The organism is Enterococcus sp. AZ091 (assembly GCF_051714805.1).
Lineage (GTDB): Bacteria > Bacillota > Bacilli > Lactobacillales > Enterococcaceae > Enterococcus_D > Enterococcus_D gallinarum.
This window is the reverse complement of the sequence record NZ_JBIOSO010000001.1, coordinates 136,796-156,866: the sequence shown is the minus strand read 5'-3', so window position 1 is coordinate 156,866 and position 20,071 is coordinate 136,796. Positions and strand designations below refer to the sequence as shown.

Here is a 20,071-nt window from a genome sequence, read left to right as displayed (position 1 = left end):
GCAGGAGCAAGTTTTCTAGATAAAGAGAAAAGTACAACGAGGAGCGCTAGCCCGCAGTTTTCTTACAAATGAGAAAGGCGAAATTGCTAGAGTGAACATGGCGTCTGATACCGTAAGCTAAAACTTCAATTGAAGTGGTATGTTTCTTAAAAGAGTGCTCTTTTGTTACAAAAAAATAAAGTTTGACATAGCTGCTGAAACTACATATTGATAGCGCTTTATTTTCTCGTTAGATTAGTGGCGAAAGGGGTTGGATAAATTGACAACAATTCGTGGGGACATTGAGTCTGCGAAAAACAGTAAGCAGGATGATCGTTGGTACCCTGAGTCAGAGATGCTGGCGAAGCGTTTGGAATGGTTCCAAGATTTAAAATTTGGGGTAATTTTCCATTATGGCTTATACGCACAAGCGGGTATCGTTGAATCATGGCAACTATCAGAAAAAGATGAATGGGCAAGGGAAAATAAAGCTTATCGAGAAGATATCAACACATTGCGTCTTGATTATTGGCAACTGATCAAAGCGTTTGCACCGATAGAATTAGATACTGATCAGTGGGCTGAAACGTGTAAAAAAGCTGGCTTCAAGTATTGTTTGTTCACAACGAAACACCATGACGGCTTTAATCTCTTCAATACGCTGGAGTCAGAATTCAAAATTGGCGGTAAATTGAGTCCTTTTAAACGAGATATCCTAAAAGAAGTTTTTGCCTCGTTCCAGCAAGCGGGTATTGCTACTGGGGCTTATTATTCTAAGGCGGACTGGTACTCACCGTTTTATTGGCTGGATGATGAAACGATCAAAGGGCGTCACGCAAGTTATGATCCATTAGAACAGCCAGAAATCTGGTCGCGGTATGTGGATTTTGTTCATCGACAAATTCATGAAATCACTGGCAACTATGGAAAAGTGGATTTGCTATGGCTAGATGCCGGCTGGTGTGGGCAGGGGAAAGAAGATTTGCAGATGGATCGCTTAGCGGAGATTGCCCGGCGAAACCAGCCAGAATTGATCATTGTTGATCGCATGATGGGCGGCAGACATGAGAATTATGTGACGCCAGAACGCAAGATTCCTTCTTTAGAAGAAATCCCAACAAAAGTTTGGGAGAGTAATATACCTATAGGCAATGACTGGGGCTATGTTCCCCATGACATCTTTAAAAGCAGCCAAGAGTTAGTCGATACATTAATCGATGTCGTCAGTAAAGGCGGAAACTTAATTTTAGGAGTGGGTCCAACACCAGAAGGAACTTTCACGAAAGAAGAGACCCAGCGTCTGCTTGAAGTGGGTGATTGGTTGGAACAATATGGGGAAGGCATTTACGAGACCCGAGCTAGACCAGAAGCGTGGACGGAGAATTGGCATCTTACCTATAGCAAAGATCAAAAAACACATTATGCCTTTCGCAGTATCACAACAAATTTGCAGCCGCGAATTTTTCTGAAGGAGATCCATGCAGATGAAAAATCCGTGATCACAGATTTAGCAACCAATCAATCACTGACGATTCATGGAACGGGTGAAAACGCCTATATTGCTTCATCAGAAGTGCATCAGCCCGAACTTGGAGCAGTTGGCATTCGCATTTCTACACATTGAAGAAAAAATACACATTTCTTTGAAAGCGAATTCATTTCATATTTAGTATACAAACCAAAAACACAAGGAGGAGTATGAATGGAAACAACAACGATCAGAGAGCCTGTGTCAGCATCAAAAAGTAAAATCAAAGAAATGAAGACTAAATTAAAAAAGAGTCGACAGTTATATTTGTTTGTCCTGCCTGCTTTTTTGATTATTCTGATTTTTTCTTATGGGCCGATGTATGGTGTGATCATCGCCTTTAAAGACTATATGCCTTCTTTGGGAATATTCGAAAGTCCTTGGGTAGGGTTCAAACATTTTCAACGCTTTTTTGATTCTTATTACTTCTGGGATCTAATGAAAAATACATTAGGTATCAGTTTGTACTCTTTGATCGTCGGATTTCCGCTACCGATCATCCTTGCACTGGCTTTGAATGAAATCAAGGATGGTCCATTCAAAAAAATTACCCAGACAGTCACGTATGCCCCAAACTTTATCGCAGTAGTGGTAATGGTCGGAATGGTTATTGCATTTCTGTCTCCTTCCACTGGGATCATCAATCACTTTCTAGATTTTATCGGCGTGGGAAGAATCAATTTTATGACTGAACCGCGGTGGTTCAAAACAATCTATGTATTATCAGGCGTCTGGCAAGGCACAGGCTGGGGATCGGTTATTTACTTGGCAGCATTGTCTGGAGTGGATACTCAGCTGCATGAAGCTGCCACCATCGATGGTGCTTCTCGGCTCCAAAGAGTTTGGTATATCAATATTCCAACGATAATGCCGACCATGGTGATTTTACTGATCATGAGTTTTGGTAGTTTGATGTCGGTGGGATTCGAAAAAATCATTTTGATGCAAAACCCATTGAATATGGAATCATCGAATGTCATTGCAACCTTCGTTTATCAGCAAGGGCTTTTAGATGCACAATATAGTTTTGCAGCAGCTGTTGGGTTATTCAACTCGTTAATCAATTCAATTCTCTTGATTTTAGTCAACGGGATTGCGAAACGGCTGAGCGATTCGAGTCTCTTATAGAAAGGTGGTATAGGAATGAAAACAACTTCATTAGTGAAAGATACACGTGCAGATAAAATCTTTTTGGTTTTTGTTTATTTCTTTTTAGCCATAGCATTACTAATCGTTCTCTATCCATTGATCTATATCGTTAGTGCGTCGATTTCAAATCCTCATTTAGTCAACTCGGGGGAAATGTGGTTATTGCCAAAAGGGGTCACCTTTGAAGGCTATCGAACTCTCTTAGGCAATAGCAGCATCTGGCGTGGCTACTTAAATACGATCTATTACACTGTTTTAGGAACATCCATCAATTTGTTGGTGACACTGCCTTGTGCTTATGCACTCTCCAGAGATGATTTCTATGGCAGAAGAGCTTTTACCAATTTCATGCTAGTGACAATGTTTCTTTCTGGGGGCTTAATCCCTAGCTATTTACTGATCCGCAGCTTAGGGATGTTGAATACGGTTTGGGCTTTGGTTATCCCAGGAGCTGTCTCTGTCTATAATGTGGTCGTTACGCGGACCTTTTTTCAAACGACGATCCCAAGAGAGATGGAAGAAGCGGCAATCGTGGATGGCTGCTCGGATTTTCGCTTATTCATGCAGATCGTACTGCCTTTATCTACGCCAATCATTGCAGTTATGGCACTTTTTTACGGGGTAGGACACTGGAACAGTTTCTTCAGCGCATTGATCTATCTGTCAGATAAATCAATGTATCCATTACAAATGATTTTACGGGAAATTTTGATTTTACAAGATATGTCATCAAATACTGTCAGCAATGTGACTTCCGAAATGGCCAGTATGTTATACAGCAAGCAACAGTTAGCAGAGGTCATCAAATACGGTGTCATGATCGTTTCATCATTACCGGTCATTATTGTCTATCCATTTTTGCAGAAATATTTTGTCAAAGGCATGATGGTAGGATCAATTAAAGGATAAAACATAGAGGAGGAAGAAGATGGGAATGAAAAAAATTTTAGGAGTAACAGGGGTGTTTTTGTGCAGTGCGCTTTTACTCAGTGGGTGCGGGAACACAAAAAAGGAAACAACAGGAGAAAATGAAGGGGTAGCCATCAATCATGACAGCCAATTTCCAATCATTAAAGAAGGCGAAGAACTGACGCTGAACATTATGGCGCCAGGAGTAGGTATGGCAGAATGGGAAGATATGCCGACGCTGCAGGATTATCAAGAAAAAACAGGAATCAAACTGACTTATACAACACCCCCTTCTGCTGACTTTAGTACCAAGTTGAACTTAGCATTTGCTTCAGGGGATCTGCCGGATATCGTTTATGGCGCAGGATCGAATTCGCTCACTTCTTCAATGGAGATCGATTATGGTTCCCAAGGAATTCTGCTGCCGTTAGAAGAATATATCACGCCGGAAATTATGCCTAATCTTTATGCATTGACCCAAGAAGATCCGTCCATCTTAAAATCGATCACCACACCAGATGGCCATATTTATTCATTGCCGATGATTTCGAGAAATGCGACATCTATTTGGTGGCAAGGTCCGATGTGGTACAACGGAACGTGGCTAGATAAGTTGGATGTCAAGGAACTGCCAAAGACAACGGATGAATTGTATGATTTGCTGACACGATTCAAGAACGAAGATCCCAATGGTAATGGCAAAGCCGATGAGATTCCTTTGACCGATGTCGATATGAATTCAACAAGGGTATGGCTGATGGCAGCTTTTGGGTTACGGACACGAGGCGTTCAAGTAGATGATGATGTGGTTTCTTATACACCAATCTCGGAAAACTATAAAGCATTCCTTGAGTATATGAACAAATTGTATAGTGAAGGTTTGTTGGATGCGGAAGTTTATGGCCAATCTGATGAACAGAAAAAAGCAAAAGGACAAAATGATCAGTTGGGCTTGTTCGCCGATTACTTCAGCTTCTTTACGACAGGCCGCAGCGAGATTGAAGCGATGAACGATGCCATGTTCCAACCATTGACTTCAAAATGGTCGCCAGAAGCAGTGATTCCAGGAAGTCCACGAATTTCTCGAGGCACCTTTGCCATCACAAATGTCAATCCATCGCCGGAAGCTTCGATGCGCTGGGTGGATTACTTCTATTCTGAAGAAGGTACGAAATATATCGAACAAGGACCTGAAGGCGTTCTTTGGGAGTACAAAGAAAATGCTGACGGCCAAAAAGTACGAGTTTATGCAGAAGGCATTGATACAGAAAATACAGAAGATGAACGTGGCAAGATCACACCAGCATACGGGTTGACAACACCGAACATTGTTATCGATACGACAGGTGAATATCAAATCTTGAAATCCGCGGATGAACAACCTGATACTCGTTTCAGTGACTGGGTGGCCAAAGAAACAGCAGATAAGATGGATGACATTGCGGAAGTACCATTTCCATTACTTTATCTGACTGTAGAAGAAAATGATAAAGTGGCTGCTACGGCTACTGACTTGACAACGTATGTCGAACAAATGGAAGCCAAATTCATTACGGGTGTCGAGCCAATCAGTAATTGGGATAAATATGTTTCGACGATCGAGTCCATGGGGATCGATGACTACATTTCCGTTTACCAAACAGCATATGATCGTTGGAAAGAGAACTAGAGTCACGGCAATAGGAGAAGCGGGCTTGGACAATTTCTTGTCTACCCGCTTTTTTCCTCCTCAGAAACCGAGTAAAGGAGAGAATACAGCGTGCAGTTATTTGAATTTGAACGTATCCGTAAGATTTTATTTCAATTAAAGAATTACCGGATTCGCTATCAGGTGCCTGTTAATGACTTGCAGTTAAAGCAAGAAAACTGGGCACCCTATGTGCAAGGAACTTTTTTTGGAGAAAAGAATTGTTATTACACAATGAAAGGAACTTTTGAACTACCGGAAGACTGGAAAGAGATGTCGGTTGCTTTGCAAGTCTATTCTTCGCTCTCTGAATGGGACAATACGACAAATCCGCAAATGAAAGTGTTCTTGAATGGGAATTACATTCAGGCAATTGATGTCAACCATCGAGAAGTGCGGTTGGATCCCTCGGAGCTAACAGGAACAATAGCCTTACAGATCGATATTTTTTCGGGACGAGAAGAGAAGAAGTTTCCGCTTTACGTGAATCTATTGGCGATCGATCCTATCGTTGAGCAAGTCTGGTTTGATTTCTCGACGATTTTTGACAGTTGGCGTGCCATTAGGAAATTTGGCGGAGAAGAACAAATCTATCAAAGCTGTCTGTCACAAGCTGCCAATGCATTAGATTTTCGAGCCCCCTATACGCCGCGATTCTATGAAGGCCTCACAAACGCGCAAGAATGTCTGCAAGCGTGTTACAGCCAAGAGATTCGTCAAAAAGTGACCGCAGTCGGGCATACCCACATCGATCTGGCATGGCTTTGGACGGCACAGCAAGCGGTTGAAAAAGGAGAACGCAGTTTTCAGACCGTATTAAAATTGATGGATGAATACCCTGAATATACGTTTCTCCAAAGCCAACCCCAGTTATATCAAGCGATCAAAGAACAATATCCTGAGTTATATCAGGCAATCAAAGAGAAGATTAAATCTGGACGCTGGGAAGTAGAAGGTGCTATGTGGGTAGAAGCAGATTGCAACTTGACCTCCGGTGAATCATTGGTAAGGCAGATTTTATACGGCAAACGCTTTATCAAAGAAGAGTTTGATCATGAGAGTCAGATTTTGTGGCTGCCTGATGTTTTTGGCTATTCCGCCGCATTGCCACAGATCTTGCAAAAGACCAATACACCTTATTTCATGACAACTAAATTGTCTTGGAATCAATTCAATCAGATTCCTTATGATTCGTTTTACTGGCAAGGAATCGATGGCAGCAGAGTTTTGACTCACTTTATTACAACGATCAGTGAAGGCTACAGTCCAAGACCCTACTACACCACTTACAATGGGCTTTTAGACCCTTATACAGTCAAAGGCAGCTTTGAACGGTACCAACAAAAAGATCAGCATGATGAGATCTTGATTGCATATGGCTATGGAGACGGCGGCGGCGGACCCACTAGAGAGATGCTGGAGACAAAACAGCGGTTATCAAAACCACTCCCTCAGATGCCAGTGATCACTGGCGATCATGCGGGCAAATTTTTTGACCGATTAGCCGCAGCTTTTGCTCATTCAGAAGCCCCGGTCTGGTTTGGCGAACTCTATTTTGAGTACCATCGTGGGACACTGACCTCCATCGGTAAAAATAAGAAAGCCAATCGCAAAGGCGAATTTTTATTGCAAACTATTGAGAAGCTTTACAGTGCCTATCGAAGCGAAGCGTATCCGCAAGAGCTCCTCGAAAGGCTCTGGAAAAAATTGTTGTTCAATCAATTTCACGATATTTTGCCAGGAAGTTCGATTGGCGAAGTGTACCAGCAGACAGAAGAAGAGTATGCTGCTCTTTTTGAAGAAGGCGAGCAATTGATCCAGTCCCTCGTGGCAGGAGGAACCGCCAGTGATGCAAATCATCAGGTGGTCTATAATCCATTAGGCTTTACTCGTGATGCCGTAATCAAAGTTGATAGTCCGGCGATTCAAGAAGATTATCTGACACAGCGAACCGAAGATGGTTGTTTGCTGGTCAAAGTTCCGCAAGTCCCTAGCTTAGGTCTGCGGCCCCTAACGTTGAGGGAGACTATCTCAGAACCAGTAGAACAAGAGTGTGTTCCGCTGACTCGTCAACTGGAAACGACCGACTTTGTCGTAACATTTAACGCGGCATATGAAATGACTGCTCTTTTTGACAAAAGACACCAGCGAGAGGTCTTGCCAGCAGGAGAAGTGATGAATCAATTGATTGCCTATGAAGACTTACCGATGGATTATGATGCGTGGGATATAGACATCTACTACGATCGTAAAGCTTATCCAGTAGAGGATGTGACTGACGCATCAATCGTCGAGCAAGGCGAGATTCGTGACACGATCCGTATCAAACGGACGTTTGAGCAATCAACGATCATTCAGCTGATCCATTTCTATCATGGAACCGGCAGGATCGACTTTGAGACAACGGTCGATTGGCATCAGCATCATCTTTTATTGAAGGCGCAGTTGCCAATTGCCGTCAATACGCTAGATGCCACTTTCGATATCCAATTTGGGAATGTCAAACGCGCCATCCACAAAAATACCACTTGGGATTTGGCACGTTTTGAGAGTTGTGGGCAAAAATGGGTCGACTTGTCTGAAGATGGTTATGGCGTCAGTGTGTTGACGGATTGTAAATACGGATTCAGCACAGCTTACCAAAAAATTGGTCTCTCTCTTATCAAGTCGGCGACTGATCCCTATCCAGAAGCAGATCAAGGACTTCATTCGTTTACCTATTCTCTCTATGTTCATGAAGGTGACTGGAAGAAAGGACAAACGATGGAAGAAGCGTTGGCACTCAATGTACCAGCATATGTATTGGCAGATTTTGATCAGCAGCAAGAGCAATCTTTTTTACAAGTGGATCACAATAATGTGCTGATCGATTCGGTCAAAAAGGCTGAAGCAGATGAAGCCATCGTGGTACGTTTGTATGAATACCACAATCGCAAAACGACATGCCGCTTGACCGCAGCTAAAAAAATCAAACGAGCAGTGCTAACGAATTTATTGGAAGAGGAACAGCAGGGGTTAGTGGTCACGGGCGTGTGCCACCAAGTGGTGATTCCTTTCAACCCTTATGAAATTCAAACGGTCAAGGTCTATTTTGACTAATCGGCATTTTTGATGATAGGAGTTTAAAATGATCGAAGAAATTGTAAAGAAGATGTCCCTAAAAGAAAAAATCGGCCAGTTGAATCAGCGATTGTATGGCTGGCAAGTTTATCAGAAAAAGGAAGGAAAACTTTATTTGACAGACTACTTCAAGTCGGAAGTTGCTCGCTTTGGCTCGATTGGCTGGATCTACGGCGTTTTCCGAGCAGATCCTTGGTCGGGCAAGGACGCAACAACGGGTCTCTCGGTGGAAGAATCACGGGAAGTCAGCCGGATGATTCAGGACTATTTAAAAGAACATACTCGTCTTGGAATCCCAGCTTTTTTGACAGAAGAATGTCCTCATGGTCATCAAGGATTAGCAGCAACAACACTGCCGGTCAATTTCAGTACAGGGGCTAGTTGGAATCCTGATCTTTATCAGAGCGTGCAGACGTTCGTGGCACAAGAGTTACGAGCTAAAGGGGCACAAGTTGGGCTGATCTCTACCTTGGATATCGTACGAGATCCTAGGTGGGGACGAACCGAGGAATGTTTCAGTGAAGATCCCTACTTAGCCAGTTGTTTTACGCAAGCTGCGGTCAAGGGAATGCAAGGGGAAATACTTGGTCATGAACCGACAACCCATGTACTGGCCGTGTTAAAACATTTTGCAGCTCAAGGTTCAAGTATGGGCGGGCACAATGCAGGACCAGTCAATATTGGGGAGCAAGAATTGCGAGAGATTCATTTACCCGCTATGCTGGCGGGAATTCAGGCAGGGGCACTAGGGTGCATGGCTGCTTATAATGATTGGGATGGTGTCCCTTGTCACGCGAACCCTCGCTTACTTCAAGAGATTTTGCGAGAGGAAGCCAGCTTTGCAGGAATTGTGATGGCAGATGGTTGTGCGTTGGACCGTTTAGCGGATTGGCTAGGAAACAAACCAGAAGCGGCAGCCCGGGCCATGAACAGCGGCGTAGACATCAGTTTATGGGACAATGTTTTCCCTCAGTTGGAAGCTGCTGTTGATCATGGGTTGATTAAGCAAGAAACCATTGATCAATCCGTGATGCGCGTTCTGAAACTGAAAGAGCAGTTAGGACTTTTTGACGAACCGGTGCCTACGGTGTCCGTTCCGGATCAAAAGCAGTTTCAAGAAAGTGCAACTCGTTTAGCAGAAGAAGCCATCGTTTTGTTGAAAAATGAGCAGGTCTTACCGTTAAAGAAACAAAGACAAACAATTGCTGTTATTGGTCCTCATAGCAAAAACAGCTATCATCAGCTAGGGGACTATACTCCTTTCAAAGAACTGTCTGAGTGCCGCAATCTGTGGGAGGGGTTGCTGGAAATCAAGGGGACCGAAACCACTTTTATTCAAGCAGATGGCTGCGGCATCACAGAAGGAACCAAAGAGCAACTGACTGCCGCATGCCAAGCGGCAGCAACAGCGGATCAAATCATTTTAACGATTGGCGGCTCTAGTATTCGTGACTTTTCGACGGATTTTGATAAGAATGGAGCTGCCTTGCAAGGATCTGCGGAGATGACCAGTGGGGAAAATATCGATCTGGCGTCTTTGGCATTGCCAGAATGTCAAAAACGATTGATTACTGAATTGAAAAAATTTCAGAAACCTCTGATCGGTATTGTCATTGCTGGCCGTCCTCATCTGTTAAGTGAGGTCAGTACCGCTTTTGATGCGTTGCTTTTTGCAGGTTATCCAGGGCAATTTGGCGGAAGTGCGCTAGCTCGGATTCTTTTTGGCGAAACGAATCCCAGTGGGAAACTAGCTGTTTCTATTCCAGATGAAAATGGGCAGCTGCCAGTTTATTACAACTACCGTGAGGCTGCTTTCCAGAGAGATTACACAGATTGTTCAGGAACCCCTCGTTATGGGTTTGGTTATGGTCTAAGCTATGCAGAATTTATGCTTAAGGGAATCCATGCGCAGTATGCTCCGCAAGCAATCCAAATTAATGGAACAATCGAGAATCTTTCGGCGATAGCAGGAGCTGAAGTGGTACAAGTGTACCTTCGCAATTACTCACAGCAGGTCTTACCGCGTGTCAAAGTGTTATGCGGTTTTCAAAAAGTCTTTTTGCCAGCCAAAAGCACCGTCGACTTTTCTCTAACAGTTTCTTATGAAACGTTGAAACGGTTGAACATTTCACCAAATGAATTGCCAGCTGATTTTATCATCCAAGTCGAAGCAGCCAATCAGAAACAAGTATTCACGAAGCCATTGAAACAAGAAGAAAATGGAAAAGGAGAGAAATCATGTTAAAATTCCCGGAAGGATTTTTATGGGGAGCAGCTGCTTCTGCTCCTCAAACGGAAGGCGCTGCGGCGATTGATGGCAAAAGCCCTTCAACTTGGGATAAATGGTTCGAATTGGAGCCAGACAAGTTCTATGATCACGTAGGACCTAGTGATACTTCGAATACCTACCGACACTTTCGAGAAGATGTGGCGCTGATGAAAGCCATGAATCTGAACTCTTATCGGACGTCAATTGCTTGGACACGACTAGTACCTGATGGAAAGACGGTCAACCCTCAAGCAGTCACCTTCTATCGTGCCTATTTTCAAGAAATGGTCGATCAAGGAATCGAACCTATCATCAATTTGTTCCATTTTGATATGCCGTGGTGGTTAATGGAAAGAGGTGGTTGGGAAGCCAGAGAATCGGTAGATTACTTTGCCGCTTACGCTCGTATCGCCTTTGAGCAATTTGGCGACATTGTCAAAAAATGGGCCACATTCAACGAACCTTTAGTTCATATTGAATGCGGATATATGGGGGATGCCCATTGGCCTAAAGTTCATAATTTTAAACGAGCGATCCAAGTAGGTTATCATACACTGTTAGCTCACGCAAAAGCAGTAGCTGCTTTTCGCGAACTTGCGATTCCTAACGGAGAGATAGCGATTATCTTAAATTTATCGCCCGTCTATCCGAAAAGTCCGCAGTCTGCTGATCTTGAAGCTGCTGAATGGGCAGACTTACTCTATATTCGCAGTTTTTTAGACTGTACAGTCCTCGGACGATTTCCAGAAAAATTAGTCGCGATGCTGAAAAAGTCAGGTCTTGCTCCTGTAACAGAGGAGGGGGACCGAGAACTTTTTGCCTTAAATACGGTGGACTTTATTGGTTGCAATTACTACCAGCCATTACGAGTTCAAGCCCCGATTGCGCCGAACGATCCAATCACAGGGCCGAGGGATCTTTTTCGAGGCTATGATTGGCCGGACAAAAAAATCAACCCTCATCGCGGTTGGGAAATCTTTCCGCAAGGTATTTATGACATTGCCATGCGTCTAAAGAATAGCTATGGCACGATTCCTTGGTATATTTCTGAAAATGGTATGGGGGTTTCTCAAGAAGAACGCTTCGCAACGCAAGAGGGGGAGATTAATGACACCTATCGCATCGAATTTGTAACAGATCATCTCAAAGAACTGCAGCGGGCGATCGAAGCAGGAGCCCCTTGCTTCGGTTATCATATGTGGACATTTATCGATTGTTGGAGCTGGCTGAATGCGTATAAAAATCGTTATGGGTATTATCGAGTAGATTTGACAGATGATACCCGAACACCAAAAGCGTCGAGCTTTTGGATGGCGCAAGTAGCAAAGGACAATGGGATCGATTCAGGGAATGGACCTGATTAGCCAGCAAATAAAGCATGCTTCAGAGGGACGATTGGACCTCTGGAGCATGCTTTGAGTGTTTCAACTGATTTTATTTTATGCTTAAGTTTCGACCACTGAATTTAGCAGGCGCATTTGACGATCAGAGATATTTGTGACGATAGTCAGCAATGGCCTGTCTTGATTCGTAGATATTTTGAGCCAGCTGTTCATTTTTACTCAAAAAGACATAGAACAGCACATCAACTGCCAAAAGATGAGCAATAATCGAGTTGGTTGCTGCACTGCGCATATTGGCTTCTTTCGGTCGGGAAACTTGCAGCGGAACATCTGCTAATTTCGAAAGGGAATTACTGCCAAAGCGAGTCAAAGATAGAACTGGAATCCCCATCTCCTTCGTAAACTCCGCAAGGTGTAGGATTTCAGGTGTTTGACCACTGTTTGAGACAGCCCAGAGCAAACATTCTTTTTCGTGTTTGATCAATTGAGGCAACAGCGAATTATAGTCGGTTTCGAAAATAACCACTTTGCCTAAGCGAGTCCATTTTTGTTGGATATCTTGAGCAATCAAAGAGGAAGCACCGATACCACATACGAAGATCCGATTGCGGGTTTTCAGTAGGTCCGCTGCTGCCAGCATTACTTGTTCTTCTAAAAGGTCCGCAGTCTCATGCATAGTCACTTGGGCATTATGGCTCAATTTCGCAGTAATATCATGAAAAGATTCGTTCAATGCAACATCTGCATAGCCAATGATCTCCTCATGGGTTTGTCGGGAGCCAGATTCCGCAGAAAGCTGAATCTTAAGATCAGTTAGGCTGGAAAAGCCTGTTTTCTTTGCAAAACGAACAACTGTAGGGGCGCTGATCCCGGTAGCTTGAGCCAACTGACTCGCAGTCATCGAAGGAACTTTTTCAGAATTTTTTTTGATGTAATCAAAAAGTTTTTTTTCGGAATTGGATAATTCGCTCTGGATACTTTCAATGCGAGAAAGGACGCTCATAAGGTCACCTGCTTTAAGAAATTTCTAGATTTAGTATACCATAAGTTGGAGTGTTGCTTTCATTTTAAAATGAAAAGATTCAGCGAAGAAACTTGCATTTTTAGGTAGAATAAAGTAAAGTAATTACGTGTGAATACACGCTACCTGTTACTTGGTTCAACGAGTCACCAACGTTTTACTCAGTCGCAGGTGAAAAAAGAAAAAAGAGGTGAAAAACATGGCAATTACGAAAGAACGCAAAAACGAAATCATCAACAAATTTGCTCGTCATGAAGGAGATACTGGTTCTCCAGAAGTTCAAATCGCTGTTCTTACAGAAGAAATCAACCATTTGAACGAACATGCACGTATGCACAAAAAAGACCACCATTCATACCGTGGCCTAATGAAAAAAGTTGGTCACCGTCGTAACTTATTAGCATACCTACGTCAAAAAGACGTACAACGTTACCGCGAATTGATCCAAGCTTTAGGATTACGTCGTTAATCAAACAAAGAAAAGTGAGGTTCAACCCGAATCTCACTTTTTTGCTATGAATCACTGCGACTGGGCGGCACAAGCCACACAGAGCAGATGATGAATAGTACTAGGCGACTAATCAGGAGCGTAGTCACCCGAGCGGAATCACTGCGACTGTCTTGCTATAGCAAGACATGCAAGTTCTTCTTAGCAATACTTATAAGAACTGTGAGCGAAGCGAAAGCGGAGACGAGCAGATGATATACTAGGCGACTAATAATAGTGGCCCCATCTTTTTAACAAACTCAATTAGCGGGACTTGACTGGTGAATCAAACCCGCAACTAAAAAAGAATCTCTGAGACACGGCGAGCAGCTTCCTACTAACCAAATGAAAGCAGCGGAAGCACCGATCCGCTTTTTTCATTTGTTTAGTAGTGACTTGCTTGGCTCAGAAAAAAAGGAGCAGATTATGACAGAAAAACAAGTATTCAAAACGACTTGGGGCGGGCGTCCGCTACAAGTTGAAGTTGGCCAATTAGCCAAACAAGCAAATGGCGCAGTACTCGTCCGCTATGGCGATACAGTAGTTCTTAGTGCAGCCGTTGCTTCAAAAGAAGCAAAAGATACAGACTTCTTCCCTTTAACGATCAATTATGAAGAAAAAATGTACGCAGTCGGGAAAGTTCCTGGTGGTTTCATCAAACGTGAAGGTCGTCCAAGTACCGAAGCAACATTGACTGCTCGTTTGATCGACCGTCCAATCCGTCCAATGTTTGCGGATGGTTTCCGAAATGAAGTCCAAGTGACAAATATTGTCATGAGTGTGGAACAAGATTGCTCACCAGCAATGGCTGCAATGCTAGGCTCTTCTTTAGCGTTGTCTATTTCCGATGTGCCTTTTGACGGACCAATCGCTGGTGTTGAAGTTGGCCGTGTCAATGGGGAATATGTGTTGAATCCAACCGTTGAACAAGCAGAGCAAACAGATATCGAATTGACGGTTGCTGGTACGAAAAAAGCCATCAACATGGTAGAATCAGGAGCGAAAGAAGTTTCTGAAGATGATATGTTAGGCGCTTTGCTGTTCGGTTTTGAAGCAATCAAAGAATTAGTTGCTTTCCAAGAAGAAATCGTTGCAGCAGTCGGTAAACCAAAAATGGAAGTGACTTTGCTTCAAGTAGATGCTGACTTGAAAAAAGAAATTTTCGATGGCTACTATCAAACAATGAAAACGGCTGTTATGACCGAAGAAAAATTGGCTCGTGAAGACGAGATCGACAACGTCAAAGAAACAGTTAAAGAAGTTTATGCAGAAAAATTTGCGGGTCATGAGGATGAAGCGCAGCTTCTAAAAGAAGTGAAACAAATCGCAGAAGACCTTGAAAAAGATGTTGTCCGTGAATTGATCACGATCGACAAAATTCGTCCGGATGGCCGGAAATTGGATGAAATTCGTCCATTAGCCTCAGAAGTCGGTCTGTTGCCTCGTGTTCATGGTTCAGGACTATTCACTCGTGGGCAAACGCAAGCATTATCTGCTTGTACATTGGCACCATTGGGTGAACATCAAATCATTGATGGTTTAGGGGTAGAAGAATCAAAACGGTTCATCCACCACTATAATTTCCCGCAGTTTTCAGTTGGTTCAACAGGACGTGCCGGTTCTCCAGGCCGTCGTGAGATCGGACATGGCGCTTTAGGTGAACGTGCCTTGGCGCAAGTAATCCCAAGTGAAGAGGATTTCCCTTACACAATCCGTTTAGTGGCAGAAGTATTAGAATCCAATGGTTCATCCTCACAAGCAAGTATTTGTGCGGGTACATTGGCATTGATGGATGCTGGTGTTCCAATCAAAGCCCCTGTTGCTGGTATCGCGATGGGACTTGTCTCTGATGGCGAAAACTATACAATCTTGACCGACATCCAAGGATTGGAAGATCATTTAGGCGATATGGACTTTAAAGTTGCCGGAACAAAAGATGGAATCACAGCCTTACAAATGGATATCAAGATCCAAGGAATCACCGAGCAAATCTTAACTGAAGCTCTATCGCAAGCGAAAAAAGCACGGATGGAAATCTTAAATGAATTGACTTCAACTATTGCTGCACCACGGGAAGAATTGAGTCCATACGCACCGAAGATCGAGATGATCCAAATCGACCCAGCCAAAATCAAAGATGTGATTGGTAAAGGTGGCGACACGATCAATGGCATCATTGATGAAACAGGCGTGAAGATCGACATCGATCAAGACGGAAAAGTATCAATTGCTTCTTCTGATGCGGAAATGATCAAGAAAGCTATTAAGATCATTGAAGATCTAACAAAAGAAGTCAAAGTTGGCGAAGTTTATTTAGGGAAAGTTGTTCGTGTTGAAAAATTCGGCGCTTTTGTCAACTTGATCAAAGGCAAAGATGGGTTAGTTCACATTTCTCAACTTGCAAATGAACGGGTCAACAAAGTAGAAGATGTTGTCAAAGAAGGCGATGAAGTTCTTGTGAAAGTCACAGAGATCGACAAACAAGGTCGGATCAATTTGTCTCGCAAAGCATTATTGACTGACGATAAAGCAGAGAAAAAATAATTTTCTTAACTAGTTATCCGCAAGAGAAGATTTTGCAAACGTAAATCAACGTCCAACCCCCCAGTAATCGATTCGATTACTGGGGGGTTTTTACGACATAAGGCACAGACATTTCGCTGATAATAAGGTAAACTGACTCAAAGAGGTCGGGCAATCAAAAATTCAAAAAACGTATAGAAGGTGAAAAAATGAAAGCCACACAGGGAAGTGTTTTTCGACGACGAGAGGCCTTGATCACCTACTTAGATAAGTATGATTATGGGACTGTTTCAGAATTAGCGGATCGATTTCAAGTATCAGAAGTGACGATTCGCAGGGATTTGTTGTTTCTGGAAAAAAAGCAGTTGATTGAACGTTATTATGGCGGCGTGAAACGGATCAAGAAATCAGAAAAAAGAGAATCCCAGCAACTTGGATCGGTAGAAGAATTTCCTTGGCAGCGACTGCTTCCACCGTTACACCTTTTGCTGCAAGAAAAGAAATTGATTTTTGTGGGGGCTGGACGCTGGTCGAAAGAATTGATCCACGCAGTTGCTGATTTTGATTTAACGATTGTGACCAATGACCATTCCGCATTGATTGATCTAAAACCAGGACGGGCGATTGTTTGTCTGTGTGGAGGAGAAGTGGAAAGCAACTCCACTGCGTTAGTCGGAGATATAGCGACACTGGCTTTCAGCAAATATACGGCTGATTTGTGTTTGATTGAAGCCTCAGGAATCGATTCCCATGAAATCACAACAACGACACTAAGTGAATCCTTTGTGTATCGGACGATGCTTCAGCATACTCAAGGAGAGAAAATCATCTATACGGAAGGAGAAAATATTGGCCATGTCCGAGGATTTATGATTGATCGTACGTTTATGGCGAATCGCTTGTTTAGCAATAGGCAACTTTCAGAGATCGAGACGGCGCAATTTTCTTCTCAAGGTCTGCAGTTTTCACTGCTATGATTTTAATTTAGCATTGAAGTTTTTCTCAGACAATCAATTAAGGAGAAACGTTCATAAATATTCTTTCATGAACAGTTCTTGTCCGGCTATTGCTTTTGATCAAGGAGACGATTATCCTAAATACCAGAAAGCGCTTTACTAAAAAAGACAGGAGAACATCATGACATCAAAATTTCCAACAGATTTTTTATGGGGAGCATCCATTTCCGCACATCAAACAGAAGGAGCTTATTTAGCGGATGGTAAAGGACTAAGTGTTCAAGATACTCGTCCCCGAGACAATAACGAGATCGCCGATTTTACAGTAGCGGTGGATCATTATCATCGGTACAAGGAAGATATCGCCTTGTTAGCAGAACTAGGAATCAAAGTTTTTCGCTTTTCAATTGCATGGTCACGGATCTACCCTGAGGGGCGGGGAAGTGTTAACCAGAAAGGATTGGACCATTATAGTGCTGTCATCGACGAACTGTTGAAGCAGGGAATCCAACCATTTATTACATTAAATCATTTTGATTTACCACAAGCATTGGAAGATCAAGGAGGCTGGACAAATCGCAGTACAGTTGAAGCTTTTGAAACCTATGCTAAGACATTGTTCAACGCTTATGGTGATCGGGTGACCCATTGGTTGACGATCAATGAGCCGAATATCATGCTCTTAGTCGATCGCAAGATTCTAGGCAAGACGATTCCTCTACCAGAGAAGTACCAGCAATTCCATCATCTGATGATTGCTGAAAAGCTTGCCTTCAAACATTGCCATGAACTCGTTCCAAATGGAAAAATTGGACCAGTCCCTAATATCTCGCTTGTTTATGCAGCAACCAGCAAGCCGGAAGACAATCAGGCGGCCCTTTATTTCAATAGCGTTCGGAATTGGGCGTATTTAGATTTTGCCTGCTTAGGACGCTACAATACAGTCTTTCAAGATTACTTGAATCAAAATGGGGTGAAGATCACTATCCACCCAGAGGATCAGGCTTTGATGACCAGTGCCTTCCCAGACTTTGTAGCTATGAATTTCTATACAACGGTCACAGTTGAACAGCCAACGATGGAAGGAGACATGACGAATGGGATCAGTGATCAACAAAGTGAAGACATCATGGAACGAGGGTTTTATAAAGGATTTACGAATCCCTATTTGAAGAAAAATGCGTTTAACTGGACCATTGATCCTCTGGGCTTAAAAACGACTTTGCAAACACTCTATGATCGCTACCATCTACCAATCCTCATCACAGAAAACGGTTTGGGAGCAGAAGATCATCTGGAAGAAAACGGCGCAGTCCATGATCCTTACCGTATCGACTATTTGCAGCAGCACATCCAGCAATGTCTAGCAGCTATCGAGTCAGGAGTGGAATTGATTGGCTATAGTCCTTGGTCTGCGATCGATTTGATCAGTGTCCATGAAGGCATCAAAAAGCGCTATGGTTTTATTTATGTGGATCGGAATGATGCCGATGAAAAAGAGCAAAAGCGTGTGAAAAAAGATAGTTTTTACTGGTATCAAAAGTTGATCGAAAACGGACATTGGGAGGGATAAGCAATGAATCATGTCTTTACTTTTTTAGAGCAGCGATTGATGCCGCCATTAAATAAAGTCGCTAACTTGCGTTTTATCCGAGCAATCATGCAAGCGGGAGTCATCACGGTTCCTTTCACGATCGTTGGCTCGACTTTTTTGATCATCAATAACCTGCCTCAAATTATTCCGCCGCTGGCCAGCTTTTTTGAACAGACGATTTTGAAATTTTCCCCGCTTTATAGTGTCGCGGCAACTATGTCTATCGGCTCGATCGCACTCTTTTATTGTTTAGCCACTGCGTATTATTTAACGGACATCTATCGCAAAGAAGAAAAACTCCAATTGAGCAGCTTTGTTGGCGCAATTCTTGGGTTGTTTGCATTTTTGATGACGATCATTCAAGTCGATATTTCAGATAGTGGGGCACAATTGCTTCAAACAACTGGAGAGACAGCTATCATCTATAATGGTGTAGCACTTGGCTCTTGGGTGACACGGTTTAGTGGGGTCGGTATTTTTATCGGTATCCTTACGGCGGTGCTGGCAACCCAAGTCTATCGTTTTTGTGTTAAAAAGAAAATCACGATCCAAATGCCAGCGGGAGTACCAGATGGGGTCAGTAAAGCATTTGCTTCCCTGATTCCAGCGATTATTATTGCTTTTTTGATGATTCTGATCAATGGCTGTTTAGCCGTTTTTCATACCGACTTGCATGGTTTGTTGTCAAAACCATTTGAATTTGTAAAAGATTTGACAGGTTCTTGGCTAGGGATCATTGTAATCATGTTGTTGATCCATTTGTTGTGGGCCGTTGGTGTTCACGGAACAGCCGTCATCAAAAACAGTTTTATCAATCCTATTTTATTAGTTGCTTTAACCGAAAACATCGATGGAGCAACCAACATTTTTGCCGGTGATTTTGTCAATATGTACATTTTTATTGGCGGTGCTGGCAGTACGTTAGGGTTGGTCTTGTTGATGCTGTTTCGAGCTAAATCCCAACAGTTGAAAGTATTGGGCAAAGCGGCGATCCTTCCAGGATTGTTCAATATCAACGAACCAGTGATCTTTGGTGCGCCAATCGTCTATAATCCTTATTTGATTATTCCTTTTATTGTGACACCGCTGATCAATGTGACGATTGCTTATTTTGCTACATCCTTTGGCTTTGTAGCTAAAGTGATCACCGGGATTCCTTGGATCTCACCTGTTGGGATTGGAGCATTTCTTGGAACTGGCGGTGATTTTCGCGGAATCTTGATCGCTATCCTTAATTTATTGATTTCGGTTGTCTGCTATTATCCATTTTTCCGAATGTACGATAGTAAACTTTTTGCGGAGCAGCAAGCAAACGAAGCAGAAGCGACTCTCCATGATCAGTAGACAAAAAGAGCGTGGGACAAAAGTAAAAAACACTTTTGTCCCACGCTCTAAACACGTCTAAATGGCGGAAGCAGAAGCAACTCCGAGAAATTAATCGAACTACCCCAAAATTTGAAAAGCAATTTCCGTGTATTCTTCCTTATTTTGCGGAGTTTAACATTT

The 20,071-nt window shown here is 42.9% G+C and carries 13 protein-coding genes; 12 read left to right on the top strand and 1 reads right to left on the bottom strand.

Annotation, left to right across the window (positions count from 1 at the left end; translation table 11 throughout):
- The first annotated feature begins 259 nt into the window (after window positions 1-259).
- The 7 genes from IGJ28_RS00695 (at window position 260) to IGJ28_RS00665 (ending at window position 12,005) form a co-directional block, all read left to right on the top strand.
- Window positions 260-1,603 carry an alpha-L-fucosidase gene (locus tag IGJ28_RS00695; RefSeq protein ID WP_252712369.1) on the top strand — a complete coding sequence of 448 codons (1,344 nt, stop codon included), beginning with the start codon at window positions 260-262 and terminating at the stop codon, window positions 1,601-1,603.
- Between the two features lie 78 nt (window positions 1,604-1,681).
- On the top strand, window positions 1,682-2,635 hold the full coding sequence (locus IGJ28_RS00690; protein ID WP_003128614.1) for an ABC transporter permease: 954 nt from the start codon (window positions 1,682-1,684) through the stop codon (window positions 2,633-2,635).
- Window positions 2,636-2,650: 15 nt separating this feature from the next.
- A complete protein-coding gene (locus IGJ28_RS00685) occupies window positions 2,651-3,565 on the top strand; it encodes a carbohydrate ABC transporter permease (RefSeq protein ID WP_003128615.1) in 915 nt (304 codons plus the stop codon).
- 19 nt (window positions 3,566-3,584) lie between these two features.
- Complete coding sequence (locus IGJ28_RS00680; protein ID WP_103300339.1) at window positions 3,585-5,234, top strand: extracellular solute-binding protein; 1,650 nt, start codon at window positions 3,585-3,587, stop codon at window positions 5,232-5,234.
- Between the two features lie 90 nt (window positions 5,235-5,324).
- A complete protein-coding gene (locus IGJ28_RS00675) occupies window positions 5,325-8,351 on the top strand; it encodes an alpha-mannosidase (RefSeq protein ID WP_252712370.1) in 3,027 nt (1,008 codons plus the stop codon).
- 28 nt (window positions 8,352-8,379) lie between these two features.
- Entirely contained in the window at window positions 8,380-10,617 is a 2,238-nt protein-coding gene (locus tag IGJ28_RS00670; protein ID WP_438845083.1) for a glycoside hydrolase family 3 N-terminal domain-containing protein, read from the top strand.
- A complete protein-coding gene (locus tag IGJ28_RS00665; RefSeq protein ID WP_003128624.1) occupies window positions 10,611-12,005 on the top strand; it encodes a glycoside hydrolase family 1 protein in 1,395 nt (464 codons plus the stop codon). The genes IGJ28_RS00670 and IGJ28_RS00665 overlap by 7 nt, the downstream gene beginning before the upstream one ends.
- A 121-nt stretch (window positions 12,006-12,126) precedes the next feature.
- Here IGJ28_RS00665 and IGJ28_RS00660 read toward each other — a convergent pair whose 3' ends face one another.
- Window positions 12,127-12,987, bottom strand: a complete 861-nt coding sequence (locus IGJ28_RS00660; protein WP_003128626.1) for a MurR/RpiR family transcriptional regulator — start codon at window positions 12,985-12,987, stop codon at window positions 12,127-12,129.
- Window positions 12,988-13,204: 217 nt separating this feature from the next.
- Here IGJ28_RS00660 and rpsO point away from each other — a divergent pair, with 217 nt between their 5' ends.
- From rpsO to celB, 5 genes are all read left to right on the top strand, one after another.
- Window positions 13,205-13,474, top strand: coding sequence for a 30S ribosomal protein S15 (gene rpsO / locus IGJ28_RS00655; RefSeq protein ID WP_003128628.1), 270 nt, complete (start codon window positions 13,205-13,207; stop codon window positions 13,472-13,474).
- 444 nt (window positions 13,475-13,918) lie between these two features.
- The gene (pnp, locus tag IGJ28_RS00650) at window positions 13,919-16,036 is read left to right on the top strand and encodes a polyribonucleotide nucleotidyltransferase (RefSeq protein WP_041119857.1); all 2,118 of its coding nucleotides are present in this window, start codon (window positions 13,919-13,921) and stop codon (window positions 16,034-16,036) included.
- A gap of 188 nt (window positions 16,037-16,224) precedes the next feature.
- Window positions 16,225-16,992 carry a DeoR family transcriptional regulator gene (locus IGJ28_RS00645; protein ID WP_081131380.1) on the top strand — a complete coding sequence of 256 codons (768 nt, stop codon included), beginning with the start codon at window positions 16,225-16,227 and terminating at the stop codon, window positions 16,990-16,992.
- Window positions 16,993-17,152: 160 nt separating this feature from the next.
- Window positions 17,153-18,544, top strand: coding sequence for a glycoside hydrolase family 1 protein (locus IGJ28_RS00640; RefSeq protein ID WP_103300342.1), 1,392 nt, complete (start codon window positions 17,153-17,155; stop codon window positions 18,542-18,544).
- Window positions 18,545-18,547: 3 nt separating this feature from the next.
- On the top strand, window positions 18,548-19,909 hold the full coding sequence (gene celB / locus IGJ28_RS00635; protein ID WP_438845082.1) for a PTS cellobiose transporter subunit IIC: 1,362 nt from the start codon (window positions 18,548-18,550) through the stop codon (window positions 19,907-19,909).
- Window positions 19,910-20,071: the final 162 nt, after the last annotated feature.

Excerpts from the sequence above, each read along its gene's own strand:
- IGJ28_RS00660 (WP_003128626.1), bottom strand. The coding sequence starts at position 12,987 with ATGAGCGTCCTTTCTCGCATTGAAAGTATCCAGAGCGAATTATCCAAT.
- IGJ28_RS00685 (WP_003128615.1), top strand. The coding sequence starts at position 2,651 with ATGAAAACAACTTCATTAGTGAAAGATACACGTGCAGATAAAATCTTT.
- IGJ28_RS00665 (WP_003128624.1), top strand. The coding sequence starts at position 10,611 with ATGTTAAAATTCCCGGAAGGATTTTTATGGGGAGCAGCTGCTTCTGCT.
- IGJ28_RS00670 (WP_438845083.1), top strand. The coding sequence starts at position 8,380 with ATGATCGAAGAAATTGTAAAGAAGATGTCCCTAAAAGAAAAAATCGGC.
- IGJ28_RS00690 (WP_003128614.1), top strand. The coding sequence starts at position 1,682 with ATGGAAACAACAACGATCAGAGAGCCTGTGTCAGCATCAAAAAGTAAA.
- IGJ28_RS00645 (WP_081131380.1), top strand. The coding sequence starts at position 16,225 with ATGAAAGCCACACAGGGAAGTGTTTTTCGACGACGAGAGGCCTTGATC.
- celB (WP_438845082.1), top strand. The coding sequence starts at position 18,548 with ATGAATCATGTCTTTACTTTTTTAGAGCAGCGATTGATGCCGCCATTA.
- rpsO (WP_003128628.1), top strand. The coding sequence starts at position 13,205 with ATGGCAATTACGAAAGAACGCAAAAACGAAATCATCAACAAATTTGCT.
- pnp (WP_041119857.1), top strand. The coding sequence starts at position 13,919 with ATGACAGAAAAACAAGTATTCAAAACGACTTGGGGCGGGCGTCCGCTA.
- IGJ28_RS00680 (WP_103300339.1), top strand. The coding sequence starts at position 3,585 with ATGGGAATGAAAAAAATTTTAGGAGTAACAGGGGTGTTTTTGTGCAGT.
- IGJ28_RS00640 (WP_103300342.1), top strand. The coding sequence starts at position 17,153 with ATGACATCAAAATTTCCAACAGATTTTTTATGGGGAGCATCCATTTCC.